We start from the raw sequence: 13,549 nt of genomic DNA on the forward strand, positions 1-13,549 counted from the left end.
TATATCCATTAGACATGAATCCGAATAAAATTGCTTTCAGCATGTTGGCCGGGTTGTATCTGATGCGTCCAGTGATATGTTTCGGAACATTTTTCAGATACTTCTCCAAGTCGATTCCCTCCATGAATCTGTCGAAAACCAACACTGGGTCGCAAATATCCAGATAATCTGAAATATATAGTGGCAAAATTGCCTGTTTTGATTTAGAATAGTTGGTGGTTGAAATTTTCATGTGGTATGTAAATTTTACCATAAAAGGCGGTCCGCCGACTCTTTTGAGTCAGCGGACCGCCTTTGTTACTAGGGATGTGTTATTTCACAGCCCCTGCTTGCCTTCAGTGAAGGAACATGTACCAGACGGCGATGATGCCGCCAGCCACGGTGGCTATTTTCTCTAATTGATCGGTGCTTGTGCTCTGCAGCCAGTCGGTGTTCACATCAATGACATCGAGGCCCTTGCGCACGAGCCAGCGCAGGGCACAGGCCAGCAGATAAGTCAGGGCGATCTTCACCAGCACCATGGCGATATTCACGGCCAGCCCGATGATCAGGCAGACCAGGGCTGCGACGAGCACGATGCCGGCCACCCCCGTCAATATGGTCATGACGGCGCCGCTGACAAGGGAGGCACCGAGAAGGAACACTACCACCAGTATCGCTAGAACTCCCATAAGGAACACCTCGCTTTACTCCTCATATTCCAGTGCGTTTTCCTCGCACCAGTCGCGGGCAGTCTCGATGAGCTGCGCCTGCAGGTATTTTTCCCAGACCGGCTTCAGCAGCAGATGGCGCACCTGATGGTTGAACCGCGTCACCGCGCCACTGCCCTGCAGGGCATCCTGCAGGCGCTCCCTGACGTCTTCCCGCTCCCGCGAGGCAGCAAAGCCCTGCATGAAGCCCCGCAGGTCCTCATCGATGACATTGGGGACCGGGATGTAGTGCTCCCAGTCCTCTTCAATCGTGAACACATGCTCCAAGGCCTGTTCTTCATCCATATCATCAGCCACCACCATGACTTTTCCCTTCGCGATGTCGACATAACTCTGCCGCACATCCGACTGCGCCATAGCGGCCGCTAATTCTTCCAATTTGATCTTCATAGTATATCCTCCGTTGTTTTCCTCCTTATTATACGCATAATCGCTGAGAAAAAACAAGCCTTCCCGCTAAGGAAGGCTCGCGTATCAGTTGGGATCGAATTTCTTCGTGGCATTTTCGAGCAGGCTGTCACGCCGCTGCTTCGAGGCAGCAAAGTAGTCGTGCACCGCCTGGCGATCGTGCTGCTCACAGGCCGTGATGACTTCGCCGAGGATATGCTGCAGCTCCTTGAGATTGGCTACGATGGCCTCCCCATTGGTCATGCAGATATCGGCCCACATGTCGGCATTCGAGGAGGCAATGCGCGTCGTATCGGTAAAGCCGCCGCCGATGAGCTTGATGCACGAGTCCAGGTCGCCGCCTGTGCGGTTGAGCAGCGTGACGAGGGCCGCCGCCGTCACATGCGGCACATGGCTGATGACCGACGCGCAGCGGTCGTGGCGCGCAATGTCCAGCGTCGTGAAGTTGGCCCCCGTATGGCGCAGGACGCTCATGAGCTTATCGTGGGCCTCCTGTGGCGCCCCCGTGTCCTCGACGATCACATAGGCCTTGCCGACGAACAGGTCCTTCTTGGCCGCCGTGACGCCGCTCTTTTCGCGGCCAGTCATCGGATGGCCGGCGATATAGTAGACATCCTGGGGCAGGATATCCCGCAGATGACGCCAGATATACTGCTTGGTGCTGCCCGCATCGGTGAGGATGGCCCCTTTCTTCAGATAGGGCAGGATCTTTTCCACCATCGGCACGATCTGCAGGACCGGCGGGCTCAGAAAGACAATATCGGCGTCTTTGACCACCGCCTCGATATCCGCCGTCGCATAATCGACAGCACCAAGCTTCATCGCATTATCCATCGAGGCTTGCGTGCGGCAAAGGCCTGTGATGTAGATATCCTCGCCCATCTTGTCCTTGAGGCACAGTCCCAGTGAGCCACCGATCAAACCGACGCCGATGATGGCAAGGTTTATCTTCGCCCGGCTCATAATTTCCGGCCCATGACAGCGGCGATCTTGCCCAAGTCCGCCATCAAGCGGTTGAAGTTCTTCGGCGTCAGGCTCTGGTCACCATCGGAAAGGGCGACCTCCGGATGCGGATGCACCTCGATGATCAGGCCGTCACAGCCAGCGGCGACAGCGGCGCGGGCCATCGGCTGCACCATCTGCCAGCGTCCCGTGCCATGGCTCGGGTCAACGATGATGGGCAGGTGGGAGAGCTCCTTGATGGCTGCCACGGCACTGAGGTCGAGGGTGTTGCGCGTGAAGGTCTCATAGGTGCGGATGCCGCGCTCACAGAAAATGACGTTCTCATTGCCGCCCGCGAGGATGTACTCGGCGGCATTGAGCCACTCGCTGATGGTTGCCGACAGGCCGCGCTTGAGCATGACCGGCTTGTTGACCTTGCCCAGTGCCTTCAGCAGCTGGAAGTTCTGCATATTGCGCGCACCGACCTGATAGACATCGGCATATTTGCCAACGAGCTCGATATCATCCTTATCGACGATTTCGGTCACGACCTTGAGGCCCACCTCATCGGCGACTTCGCGCAGCATCTTGAGGCCATCCTCGGCCAGACCCTGGAAGTCATACGGGCTCGTGCGCGGCTTGAAGGCGCCGCCGCGCAGGAACTGGGCACCGCCGGCCTTGACGGCCTTGGCTGCCTCGCGCAGCTGCTCGATGCTCTCGACCGAGCAGGGGCCGGCCATAACGACGAGATTCTCGCCACCGACCTTGACGCCAGCCACATCGACCACCGAGTCCTCCGGATGCCAGGTACGGCTGACGAGCTTGTACTTCTCCGTGATGCGGACCGTCTTTTCGACGCCTTCCATCATGTTCATCTCGAGATTGGCAATCTTTTTCTTGTCGCCGATGACACCGACAATCGTGACTTCCTCGCCCGTCGATACATGGGGCTTGAGACCGGCTGCTTCTATCTTCTTGATGACCTTATCGATATTTTCCTTGGTTGCGCTGGGGCTCATTACAATGATCATATTCATTCCCTCCAAAATTCTTAGCGATCTTTCACCGAAAACCATTCCGAAATGAAGTATTGCCACCAAAAAAGCCCGCCCCTCTACAGGGACGAGCTGATATACCCGTGGTACCACCCTGCTTGCTGCTGCAAGCCTCTCATTTCGGATACTGACATATCCTAGCCTATGATAACGGTGGCATTCCGGCGCGGCCTACTGCTTGTTCAGCCTGCTGCTCAGGAGTGTATTTCCATTCAGGTCTCCACGGTGTCTCACCAACCCACCGCTCTCTGCCGAAGCCACTGGATGTACTTCTCTCCGTCTGTGCATTTCACTTGTTGGTTAATACTATAACAGTTCATCAGCGCAATGTCAACACATTTTGTAAATGTTACTCTGTAAAATCCACTGGTACTACACGTTTATTCCATCAGACCTTGACCATCGCGATCTCGTCGCAATTCGGGAACTTCGGACAGTCGATGCATTCCTTCCAGACCTTATGCGGCAGTTCTTCCTTCGTGATGGTCTCGAACCCCAGCGTCTGGAAGAAGCCCGGCTTGTAGGTAAGGGTGAAGACCTTCTCCACCCCCAGCTGCTCGCCCTCAGCGATCAGCCGCTTCACAATCTCCGCACCGATGCCCTGCCGCGTCTTCTGGGGCGCTACAGCCAGGGTGCGGACCTCAGCCAGCCGATCCCAGATGATATGCAGGCCGCCCACGCCGGCAATCGTGCCGTCCTCATCCTCGGCCACGATCATATCGCGCAGCGTCTCATAGAGCGTATTGCGCGAACGGGCCAGCATCACACCCTCTTCCGCATAATCAGCCACCAGCTGATAGATTGCCTCGATGTCTTTAAACGTCGCCTTACGATATTTCACTCAACCATCTCATTTCCTTTTCAGTTCTAGTTTCCTTATGCCGGCTCGCTGCTCGGACAGACAGGCGCCAGCGGGCATTCGGTGCAAAGCGGCTTGCGCGCCTTGCAGATCTTGCGCCCATGCCAGATCAGCCAATGATGGGCATCCGACCACTTCTCCCGGGGGATGGCCTTCTGCAGGCCATGCTCGACCTCCAGCGGCGTCTTGCCCGTCGCCAGCTTCAGCCGGTTGGCGATGCGGAACACATGGGTATCCACCGCGATCGCCGGCTGATGGAAGGCCACGCTCATGACGACGTTGGCCGTCTTGCGTCCGACACCGGGCAACGACTGGAGCGCTTCGAAATCTGCCGGCACCTCGCCCCCGTACTGCTCGCAGAGCATCTGGCAGGCCGCCAGGATGTTCTTGGCCTTGTTGCGGAAAAGCCCGCAGTCGCGGATTTCCTCCTCGAGCTGCGCCAGCCCCAGCGAGAGTATCGCCTCGGGGGTCGCTGCCTTCTGGAACAGCCGCGCCGTCGTCACATTGACGCGCTTGTCCGTGCACTGCGCCGACAGGATGACCGCAATCAAGAGCTCAAAGGCATTGCGGAAGATGAGCTCAGGCTTGGCCCCGCGATAGAGCCGCTCGAGGATAGCCAGCTGCTCCTGCTTGATTTTCTTTGTTACTCGCATCGCTTTCCCCTTCAAAATACGGATAAGCCTTCCCCAGCAGAGGAAGGCTTATCGGATACTAGCTTAGGTTGCCCGCTTAGTTCGTCAGGCTGCGGATCGGCGCCGGGATGCGGCCGCCGCGCGCGATAAACGCCTCCGAGCTGTACTGGTTGCGGACCGGCACGATCGGGCAATAGCCCAAAAGGCCGCCATACTCGACCATATCGCCGACCTTCGCCCCCGGTACCGGGATGACGCGGACCGCCGTAGTCTTGTTGTTGATCATGCCGATAGCTGCCTCATCGGCGATGATGCCGGAAATCGTAGCTGCCGAGCAGTCGCCCTCGATGGCAATCATATCGAGGCCGACGGAGCATACGCAGGTCATGGCCTCGAGTTTCTCGATCGAGAGGCTGCCCGACTTGATGGCTGCGATCATGCCCTCATCTTCACTTACCGGGATGAAGGCACCCGAGAGGCCGCCGACATGCGAGGACGCCATAAGGCCGCCCTTCTTGACCGCATCATTGAGGAGTGCCAGTGCCGCCGTGGTACCCGGAGCACCACAGCTCTCGATGCCCATCTCCTCGATGATGCGCGCCACGCTGTCGCCGACTGCCGGCGTCGGTGCCAGCGACAGGTCGATGATGCCAAAGGGCACACCCAGGCGCTTCGATGCCTCACGAGCAACGAGCTGGCCGACACGCGTGATCTTGAACGCCGTCTTCTTGATGGTCTCAGCCACTTCCGTGAAGTCAGCACCCTTGAGGTTTTCCAGCGCATGCTTGACAACACCCGGGCCGCTGACGCCGACGCTCACGACCTTGTCCGCCTCGCTGACGCCGTGGAAGGCACCAGCCATGAAGGGATTGTCCCCCGGCGCATTGCAGAACACGACGAGCTTGGCGCAGCCCAATGCCTGCGTATCACGCGTGAGCTCCGCCGTGCGCTTGATGACCTCGCCCATCTCGCGCACGCAATCCATATTGATGCCCGTCTTCGTCGAGCCGAGATTGACCGACGAGCAGACAAGATCCGTCGTCGCCAATGCCTGCGGAATCGAGTTGATGAGCACGCGGTCGCCATGGGTAAAGCCCTTCTCGACCAGCGCTGAGAAACCGCCGATGAAGTTGACACCGACAGCCTTGGCGGCGCGGTCCATGGCCTCAGCGACCGGTACATACGAATCGGTCTTGCAGGCATCGGCCGCAATGGAAATCGGCGTTACCGAAATGCGTTTATGAATGATAGGAATGCCATACTCCGCCTCGATATCCTCACCGGTTTTCACGAGGAACTCTGCCGATTTCGTAATCTTGTCATAGACATTCTGGCAGAACTGGTTGATATTCGGATGCGCGCAGTCACGGAGCGAGATGCCCATCGTGATCGTACGCACGTCGAGCTTGTTCTCCGTAATCATGGCATTTGTTTCTAAAATATCATCTATCGTTATCACGTGTCTAAAATCCTCCTAATCGATTCCATCCATTGACATGTCAACCTGACCCGTCAACTTGACATGTCATTTGACCGGTCATTTTGACTGGTCAGATATTGTGCATGATGTTGAAGATATCCTCATGCTGGGCCTTGATGTCCACGTTGATTTCCTGCCCGCGCTCCTTGAGCGTCTTCTGCAGATCCGTGAGCTTGATTTTGCTGCCGCTGATCTCAGCGATCAAAATCATATTGAAGAACCCATCCATGATATTCTGGTTGATCGACAGGATATTGACATTGTTCTCGGCAAGAATCTGGCTGACCATCGCAATGATACCGACACGGTCTTTACCAACGACTGTCACTACAAGTTTCATTTACACATTTCTCCTTTTCATTCCTAAGACTACGACTCATTGTGTAAACCATAGAACAATGTGTCAACACAAATCATTTTCCCCCATTATACCAATAGAATACTGAAAAACCAAGTATTCCGCGAAAATTCTTTCGAAAAAATCATGTCATATGTCCCCGAATCCGATATAATAGAGCTATGACTAGTAATCAGGAGGCATCATTTATGGAATATGGTTTTTTCAATGGCGAATTCATCACACTAGATACCGCGAAAGTACAGCTTGAGGACCGCGGCTATCAATTCGGCGACGGCATCTACGAAGCCACGCGGGTCTACAACGGCAAATGCTTTGCGCTGGACCGCCATCTGGCCCGCTGCCGCCGCTCGCTGCGCGAGCTGCGCATTCCGATTACCTATATGGATGAGGAACTCACGGCCATCCACTACGACCTCATCCAAAAAAGCGGCATCCAAAACGGCGTCATCTATTTCCAGATTACGCGCGCCACGGCCCCGCGCACGCATTATTTCCCCGACCAGGTCATCCCGAATCTTTCGATGACCATCCGCGAATCAGAGCCCAACCGCAAGTGGCAGGAAGACGGCATCGCATGCATGCTGGCCGAAGACATCCGCTGGCTGCGCTGCGACATCAAGAGCCTGAACCTTTTGGGCAATGTATTAGCCAAACAGGCCGCGCATGAGAAAGGTCTGCAGGGTGCCATTCAGTTCCGCAAGGATACGGATCTGATTACCGAAGGCTCAAGCAGCAACTTCTTTATCGTCAAAGACGGCCTGATTTGGACGCATCCGACTGACAACCTTATCCTCAAGGGCGTCACGCGCTCCATCCTGCTCGAAGAAGTCATCCCGCAGCTCGGCTATACCGTCGTCGAAAAAGCCTTCACGCCGGAATTTGCCCTAAGTGCGGAGGAAGCCTTCGTCACGAGCACCAGCCTCGAAGTCACACCAGTCGTCAACATCGACGGACACACCATCGGCAACGGCACCCCGGGCAAAATCACCCAGAGCCTGCTCCAGGGCTACCGCGAGCTCGTCCAGAAGGAATGCTATAACGCTTGACGAAAGGGATGTGACAGAACATGCGAACAGGGATTATTCTCGCCGGCGCGCTCCTGGCGGCCTCTTGGGGAACCGGCGCCGCACAGGCAGCAGCCGTTGACGCAGCAACAGTACCAGCAGCATCAGCACCTGCAGCACCAGCTGCCAGCAGGGAATACCAGCTCACGGACAAGGCCAGCCCTGCCATACCGGCCGCGCAGCTGCCGGAAAACACGGCGCGCCCTCAGGACACGCCCAAGGCGTCCCCGGCAGCAGCAGCCAGCACAGCAGAAGCGCCAGCTCCGGATTCCCGCCCCCCAAAGGCAGCCAGCCAGCCCAAGAACGAGATCGAAGTGCAGTTTGATTATCTGCATCACTGCTATTTCGATAAGCGCTACATCGATAACTACAACCTGCATATCTATAAGAAATGGAAGCGCATCCATGCCCTCTCCATCTATGGCGGCGTAACCATCACAGGCGCCAGCGGCTATCTGATTGAGGACAGCCAGCCGGACGTACATAAAAACAGCGACGCCTTTGGCATCGGCCCTTCCGTTTTGCTGCGCTTCGAAAAACGCATCACGGGCAAGCTCTATGCCGACCTTGACGCGTCAGGCTCCCTGCGCATCTATGGCAAGGCCCATCCTGCCGGCGGCCGCGCCTTCGACTTTCTCTGGCGCATCGGCCCCCGCCTGACCTACCGCTGCACCGATGACATGGCCATCAGCCTGGGCTATATGTTTGCCCATATGTCAAACGGCTTCAGCGATCATAACCCGGGCTACAATGCCGCCGGTATTTCCCTGGGCTTCCAGTATCGTTTCTGACAGGCACCATAAAACAAAAAGGAGCTGCAAAGACGCGGCGGATCGATCCGCCACATCTTTGCAGCTCCTTTCTTTAGGCGCGCTTGGCGCCCATGGCAATCCACGCCAGAACGGCGACCGCCAGGAAGAAGGGATACAACAGATACGGTATAATGCTGAGACTTGTGATGCCCGCAATGGCTGACGCAATCAGCAGCTGCGCACCATAGGGAATGATGCCCTGGGCGATGCAGGAGCAGGTATCGAGCAAGGAGGCACTATCGCGTGCCTCGATGCCATACTCCTCGCTGATGTTCTTGGCAATCGGGCCGGCGACAACAATCGCCACCGTATTATTCGCCGTAGCCACATCCATCAGCACAGTCAGCAGGCCGATGCCCAGCCGCCCGCCGCGCTGCCCCTTGAAGTGCTTGCGGATGAAGGCCAAGAGCGCTGCAAAGCCGCCGCCGTCCCGCATGATGGCGCTGATGGAGGCCGCCAGTATCGTGACGATCATCGTCTCGAACATGCCGTTCGTACCAGCTCCCATAGCCGAGAACGCCTTCGACAGCGACGTCGTCCCCGTGGCGATGCCCAGGACGAAGAACAAGGTGATCCCTGTACCCAACACCAAGAAGACATTGCGGCCCGTAAGCGCCATGAGGAGAACGAGGAAATACGGCAGGGCCAGCAGCAGCGAATAATCAAACTGCCCCAGGTCCGCAGGTGCCCCCGACAAGGCCAGCACAAAGAGCACCATGAGCGTAACCACCGCCGCCGGCAGGGCCAGCTTGAGATTCGCATAGAACTTGTCCTGCATGCGCGTGCCCTGGGTCCGCGTCGCCGCGATCGTCGTGTCCGAAATGAACGAGAGATTATCGCCAAACATCGCGCCGCCGACCACCGAGCCGACCGTCAGCGGCAGGCTCAGCCCGGCATTCTGCGCCACCGAAGCGGCAATCGGCACCAGTACCGTGATCGTGCCGACGCTGGTGCCCATCGACATCGAGATCAGGCAGGCAATGAGGAACAACCCCGGCACGGCAAAGGTCCCCGGTACGAAGTTCAGCAGCAGGTGCGCCGTGCTTTCCACACCGCCAGCGGCTTTGGCAATGCCGCTGAAAGCGCCGGCCATCAGGAAGATAAACAACATGATCGTGATATTTACATCCCCGATGCTCCTGGCACAAAGCTGGATGTTCTCGATAAAGAGCCGCCGCCTGTTCTGGACAAACGCCACGATAAGGGCCAGGCCAAAGGCCACGACGACCGACATCACGTAGAAGCCCATCTGCCCTTCCACTGGCTCGATATACTCATACCAGATCCCCGCGCCGAGATAAAGCGCCAGAAACACCAATATCGGCAGCAGCGCAATCGCCCGCGCTTTAGGCTGCCCTGTAATCTGTTCCATAGATTCCATCATCCTTTGTCTCGAAATAACTGCATACAGCTCCCTATTATACGGCAAATGCTGTTGCCAAGGCAAGGGATGCTTAAATCTGGAAATACTTGTGCATATCCTCATGACGGCCGATCACCAGGATGGTATCCTCCGCCACCAACCGGGTCTGGGGAGTAATCTCGACGTTGAGCGCCCCCTGCTGCTTGATGCCCAGCACGTTCACATGGTAATTCTGACGGATCTTGAGCTCCCCGATTGTATGGTTGCACCACTCCGCCGGCATCGGCAGCTCGTAGACCGCATAGCGGTCGCTGAGCTCAAAGTAGTCGAGCAAATGGTCATAGCCATAGCGGATGGCCGTCCAGCTCGCCAATTGCTTTTCCGGATAAACCGTCTCATCGGCGCCGTTGCGCAGCAGGAACTTCTCGTGGATGCCGCGCGAGGCGCGCGCCACCACATATTTCGCCCCCATGTCTTTCAGCAGCGAAGTCGTCTCCAGCGAGCTCTGGAAATCATCGCCGATGGCCACGATGCACAGGTCGAAGTTGCGGATGCCCAGAGACCGCAGGAACTCCTCATCCGTACTGTCTGCCACCAGGGCATTCGTCACATAGGGCAGCACCATGTTCACCCGTGCCTCGCTCTTGTCCACTGCCATGATCTCGTGATGCAGTTCATGCAGCTTCTCGGCCACATGGCGGCCATAGCGGCCCAGTCCGATCAATAGTACCGTTTTCTTCATATTCTCTACTCTCCTAGCCTACCGTAATCTTCTCTTCTGGCAGCCGTCCCCGGTTCGGACGGTATTGGTTGTTCAGCGTATAGATCATCGTCAGCGCCCCCACACGGCCAAAATACATCAGCCCGATCAATATGAGCTGCGACGCGACGCTCAAATGCTCCGTGAGCCCGATGGAAAGCCCCACGGTCCCCAGTGCCGAGGAAGTCTCGACCATGCAGTCGATGACCGGGATCGCATCGATCTCACTGATCAGAAAGGTGCTGCCCGCAAACAAGCCCAAATACAGCAGGAAAATCGTCACTGCCTGCTGCAGGCTCTGGGGGGCGATGCGCCGCTTGAAGCAGGCGATATCCGTCTTCATGCGCAGCGATGCCACAGCCGAAGCCATGAGGACAAAGGCCGTCGTGACCTTGACGCCGCCAGCCGTCGACCCCGGCGCACCGCCTGTGAGCATCAAGCCCACCAGGACGATGCGCCCGGCCTCCGTCAGCGACTCGATATCCATCGTATTGAAGCCGGCCGTCCGCGGGGTCACAGCCTGGAACAGCGCCATCAGGACCCGCTGGGACAGAGGCTCTGCCGCCAGATCGCGGAAAAAAAGCAGGGCTGCAGGCAGCAGGATGAGCAGCACCGTCATGCAGAGTATGATTTTCGTCTGCACATGATAATGCTTCCAGCGCCAGCCCTTGTCAAAAAGGTCCGCCCAAGTGATGAAGCCCAGCCCGCCGGAGATGATGAGGCCGATGATGACCAGATTGACGACGGGATCGCCCGCATAGGCCATCAAGGAGCCGCCGCCGCGCTCGCCCATGAGGTCGAAGCCGGCGTTGCAGAAAGCCGAGATCGAATGGAAGAAGGCCATCCAGAGCCCCTCCCCAAGCCCATAATCGCGGCAGAAAACTGGCGCCAGCACTGCGGCGCCTGCCAGCTCCAGACCCACGGTCAGCCGCAGGACAAACCGCAGGATACGGACGATGCCGCCGAGCTGGGAGCAGCCCCACGCCTCCTGTATCGTACTGCGCTGACGCAGATCTATCCGCCGCCCCGAAGCCATGGTAAGGGCCACAGCCATCGTCACGACGCCCAGGCCGCCGATCTGGATCAGCACCAGGATAACCGCCTGTCCCCAATGCGACCAATAGAGGGCCGTGTTCTCCACGGTGAGCCCCGTAACGCACGAAGCCGATACGGTGGTGAACAGGGCTGTCAGCAGCGGTGCCCCCTGGCCGTCATTGGTAGCAGCCGGCAGCATCAGCAAGCCCGTCCCCAAAACAATCAGCAGCAGGAAGCTCAAGCTGATTATCTTGAAGGATGACAATCGATTCAACATGATAAGCAATCCCTTTCCCTAGAGTCAATCGGCAGAAACATCTTCTAACCTCTATTAGCATAGACACCCCGGCGGTCTCTGTCAACAAAAATAAGCAGCCCGTAACCAAACCGTTACGGGCTGCTTCCCACATTCCTTATTCACAAGATTCCCTTAGCATCTTCCCTCAGAACTGCGCCGAGAAATCCTTGCCGAGCTGCTGGCAGGCTGCGATGCCGTCGGCATCCGGTGCATTCTCGATGGCCAGGCCATCATCGAACAGCTTGGCACCATCCTTGCGCGTCCGCTCGGCCCAATCCTGCATCCAGGCACCGCCGCCCCAGCCGTACGAGCCAAACAGCGCCACTGGCTTGTCCTTCAGCAAGGGCTCCAGCTCCGTGAAGAAGGGCTCGAAGCAGCCTTCCTCCAGCACCTCATCCCCCATTGCCGGGCAGCCCAGCAGCAGACCATCGTAGCTGCCGACCTCGTTGATATCAAACTGCTCCACCTCGAACAGCTTCGCCTCGCTGCCTGCCTGTGCAGCCCCTTCGGCAATAGCCTCCGCCATTGCCTGCGTGTTTCCCGTACCCGTCCAATAAATGATTGCCATCTTTGCCATGTAACAATTCCCTCTTTCTTGTCCATTTGCCTGCGGCCTCAGACCGCACGCACCAGTTCCTCAAAGCGGCGGCCCCGCTCCAGCTCGCTGCAGAAGTGCTGCGAGCAGTCCGTATAGCGGTCGAACAAAGCACGCGTACGCTCCTCGTTGGCATATACTTTCCAATAGCCGCTGAAGGCGTAATCACGTCCCTTATGCTCAATAAAACCAGCTACATCCTCCGGCGGATAGCCCAGGAACAAGCCGATCTCATGCGGAAAAGTCTTGCGCAGCCGCATGCGCAGCCGTAAATGCTCCAGCAGTTCAGCCAGCGTATCCTCACGCCGATAGCCGTATGCTTCCAGCAGCTTCATGGCCTCTGGCTGGCGCAGCTCCTTTGACAATACGCCCGGCCGGTAAAAAAGCAATAAAACATACTCCTCGCCCTCTGACACCCGGAACACCGAAATTCCCTTGCAGCGGAAACACGTCGTATACGATGCCAGCAGCGCATCGAAATCCTCAAAGCAGCTTTTGCGGAACGACAAGAGATTCGCCGTCTTGATTCCCAGCAGCACCGGCGCCGCATGCATGCCGAGCACCTGTTCAAAATCGTCTTTCGCCAACCATCATCACCTCTTGCAAATGATATATATTCTCATTTATGTAATCATTATAACGAAAACGTTTCTCAATTGCAAGCAGAAATTTGACTTGTCAAAATAAGGCGAACTTGACTTGTCAACGTAAAGAAACTTGACTTGTCAAAACAATACAGCGCGATCTGCACGGCAAAAATCTATAATAAATTGCAGTTTGTCGATTGGTTCGTGCGGAACGGAATCCCGATAGTACGCTGCTCGGGGTTCACGGGGTAGTACTTTTTCTGTTTCCGCTAAATGGACCGTACGACCAGAACTACGGACTTAGTTACCTGCTCCCGTCACCAGGTCGCGGCGTACACATCGGAGTCTAGCTTATGCGCTTACGGCCCAGTCCTGCTGCGCAGGACAGTCGCTCCAGACAGAAAGAAGCACTACCCCGTTCGCCCCTTTGGTAATGGAAATCTGAGATGGTACGAACCGTTTCTCCCGCAGCAAGCACATCGATGTAATTCGTTGCCTATCGCCGGAAAGGAACAGGCTTGTTCCAACATATCGGAGGGCGAGGGTGGGTACACTTTCTTCGCAGCGGGAGCGACTGCCCGAACGCAG

General features: G+C 56.9%; 15 protein-coding genes and 1 other annotated feature. Of the genes, 2 read left to right on the forward strand and 13 right to left on the reverse strand.

Features of this window, described 5'->3' with window-relative positions:
* Positions 1-335 precede the first annotated feature (335 nt).
* The 8 genes from BM181_RS12090 to BM181_RS12125 all read right to left on the reverse strand — a co-directional run bounded on the left by BM181_RS12090 (position 336) and on the right by BM181_RS12125 (position 6,426).
* Complete coding sequence (locus BM181_RS12090) at positions 336-671, reverse strand: hypothetical protein (RefSeq protein ID WP_143092190.1); 336 nt, start codon at positions 669-671, stop codon at positions 336-338.
* 15 nt (positions 672-686) lie between these two features.
* Positions 687-1,100 carry a UPF0158 family protein gene (locus BM181_RS12095; protein WP_075445301.1) on the reverse strand — a complete coding sequence of 138 codons (414 nt, stop codon included), beginning with the start codon at positions 1,098-1,100 and terminating at the stop codon, positions 687-689.
* A gap of 84 nt (positions 1,101-1,184) precedes the next feature.
* The gene (locus BM181_RS12100; RefSeq protein WP_075445303.1) at positions 1,185-2,081 is read right to left on the reverse strand and encodes a prephenate dehydrogenase; all 897 of its coding nucleotides are present in this window, start codon (positions 2,079-2,081) and stop codon (positions 1,185-1,187) included.
* Complete coding sequence (aroF, locus tag BM181_RS12105; protein ID WP_075445305.1) at positions 2,078-3,091, reverse strand: 3-deoxy-7-phosphoheptulonate synthase; 1,014 nt, start codon at positions 3,089-3,091, stop codon at positions 2,078-2,080. The genes BM181_RS12100 and aroF overlap by 4 nt, the downstream gene beginning before the upstream one ends.
* Before the next feature lie 84 nt (positions 3,092-3,175).
* Positions 3,176-3,407, reverse strand: a binding site (T-box leader).
* 96 nt (positions 3,408-3,503) lie between these two features.
* A complete protein-coding gene (locus BM181_RS12110; protein WP_075445307.1) occupies positions 3,504-3,956 on the reverse strand; it encodes an N-acetyltransferase in 453 nt (150 codons plus the stop codon).
* A 35-nt stretch (positions 3,957-3,991) separates the two neighbouring features.
* Positions 3,992-4,627, reverse strand: coding sequence for an endonuclease III (nth, locus tag BM181_RS12115; RefSeq protein WP_075445309.1), 636 nt, complete (start codon positions 4,625-4,627; stop codon positions 3,992-3,994).
* Positions 4,628-4,703: 76 nt separating this feature from the next.
* Entirely contained in the window at positions 4,704-6,065 is a 1,362-nt protein-coding gene (locus tag BM181_RS12120) for a PFL family protein (protein WP_075445311.1), read from the reverse strand.
* A 91-nt stretch (positions 6,066-6,156) separates the two neighbouring features.
* On the reverse strand, positions 6,157-6,426 hold the full coding sequence (locus BM181_RS12125; protein WP_075428198.1) for an ACT domain-containing protein: 270 nt from the start codon (positions 6,424-6,426) through the stop codon (positions 6,157-6,159).
* A gap of 206 nt (positions 6,427-6,632) precedes the next feature.
* Between BM181_RS12125 and dat the strand changes: the two genes are divergently transcribed.
* Positions 6,633-7,493, forward strand: coding sequence for a D-amino-acid transaminase (dat, locus tag BM181_RS12130; protein WP_075445313.1), 861 nt, complete (start codon positions 6,633-6,635; stop codon positions 7,491-7,493).
* A gap of 20 nt (positions 7,494-7,513) precedes the next feature.
* Entirely contained in the window at positions 7,514-8,302 is a 789-nt protein-coding gene (locus tag BM181_RS12135) for an acyloxyacyl hydrolase (RefSeq protein ID WP_082336302.1), read from the forward strand.
* Positions 8,303-8,375: 73 nt separating this feature from the next.
* On the opposite strand, the gene BM181_RS12140 is transcribed toward BM181_RS12135, so the two are convergent.
* From BM181_RS12140 to BM181_RS12160, 5 genes are all read right to left on the reverse strand, one after another.
* Complete coding sequence (locus tag BM181_RS12140; protein WP_075445315.1) at positions 8,376-9,695, reverse strand: Na+/H+ antiporter NhaC family protein; 1,320 nt, start codon at positions 9,693-9,695, stop codon at positions 8,376-8,378.
* A gap of 82 nt (positions 9,696-9,777) precedes the next feature.
* On the reverse strand, positions 9,778-10,428 hold the full coding sequence (locus tag BM181_RS12145; protein WP_075445317.1) for a potassium channel family protein: 651 nt from the start codon (positions 10,426-10,428) through the stop codon (positions 9,778-9,780).
* Positions 10,429-10,441: 13 nt separating this feature from the next.
* Complete coding sequence (locus tag BM181_RS12150; RefSeq protein WP_075445319.1) at positions 10,442-11,758, reverse strand: TrkH family potassium uptake protein; 1,317 nt, start codon at positions 11,756-11,758, stop codon at positions 10,442-10,444.
* Between the two features lie 166 nt (positions 11,759-11,924).
* Entirely contained in the window at positions 11,925-12,356 is a 432-nt protein-coding gene (locus tag BM181_RS12155; RefSeq protein ID WP_075428203.1) for a flavodoxin, read from the reverse strand.
* Between the two features lie 38 nt (positions 12,357-12,394).
* Positions 12,395-12,928, reverse strand: a complete 534-nt coding sequence (locus BM181_RS12160) for a DUF3793 family protein (protein ID WP_075445370.1) — start codon at positions 12,926-12,928, stop codon at positions 12,395-12,397.
* Positions 12,929-13,549: the final 621 nt, after the last annotated feature.

This window comes from Pseudoselenomonas ruminantium, from assembly GCF_900113715.1.
GTDB lineage: Bacteria > Bacillota > Negativicutes > Selenomonadales > Selenomonadaceae > Selenomonas_A > Selenomonas_A caprae.

Coding starts and splice junctions, on each gene's coding strand:
- BM181_RS12090 (WP_143092190.1), bottom strand. CDS start 671: ATGGGAGTTCTAGCGATACTGGTGGTAGTGTTCCTTCTCGGTGCCTCC.
- BM181_RS12095 (WP_075445301.1), bottom strand. CDS start 1,100: ATGAAGATCAAATTGGAAGAATTAGCGGCCGCTATGGCGCAGTCGGAT.
- BM181_RS12100 (WP_075445303.1), bottom strand. CDS start 2,081: ATGAGCCGGGCGAAGATAAACCTTGCCATCATCGGCGTCGGTTTGATC.
- aroF (WP_075445305.1), bottom strand. CDS start 3,091: ATGATCATTGTAATGAGCCCCAGCGCAACCAAGGAAAATATCGATAAG.
- nth (WP_075445309.1), bottom strand. CDS start 4,627: ATGCGAGTAACAAAGAAAATCAAGCAGGAGCAGCTGGCTATCCTCGAG.
- BM181_RS12125 (WP_075428198.1), bottom strand. CDS start 6,426: ATGAAACTTGTAGTGACAGTCGTTGGTAAAGACCGTGTCGGTATCATT.
- dat (WP_075445313.1), top strand. CDS start 6,633: ATGGAATATGGTTTTTTCAATGGCGAATTCATCACACTAGATACCGCG.
- BM181_RS12135 (WP_082336302.1), top strand. CDS start 7,514: ATGCGAACAGGGATTATTCTCGCCGGCGCGCTCCTGGCGGCCTCTTGG.
- BM181_RS12140 (WP_075445315.1), bottom strand. CDS start 9,695: ATGGAACAGATTACAGGGCAGCCTAAAGCGCGGGCGATTGCGCTGCTG.
- BM181_RS12145 (WP_075445317.1), bottom strand. CDS start 10,428: ATGAAGAAAACGGTACTATTGATCGGACTGGGCCGCTATGGCCGCCAT.
- BM181_RS12150 (WP_075445319.1), bottom strand. CDS start 11,758: ATGTTGAATCGATTGTCATCCTTCAAGATAATCAGCTTGAGCTTCCTG.
- BM181_RS12155 (WP_075428203.1), bottom strand. CDS start 12,356: ATGGCAAAGATGGCAATCATTTATTGGACGGGTACGGGAAACACGCAG.
- BM181_RS12160 (WP_075445370.1), bottom strand. CDS start 12,928: ATGCATGCGGCGCCGGTGCTGCTGGGAATCAAGACGGCGAATCTCTTG.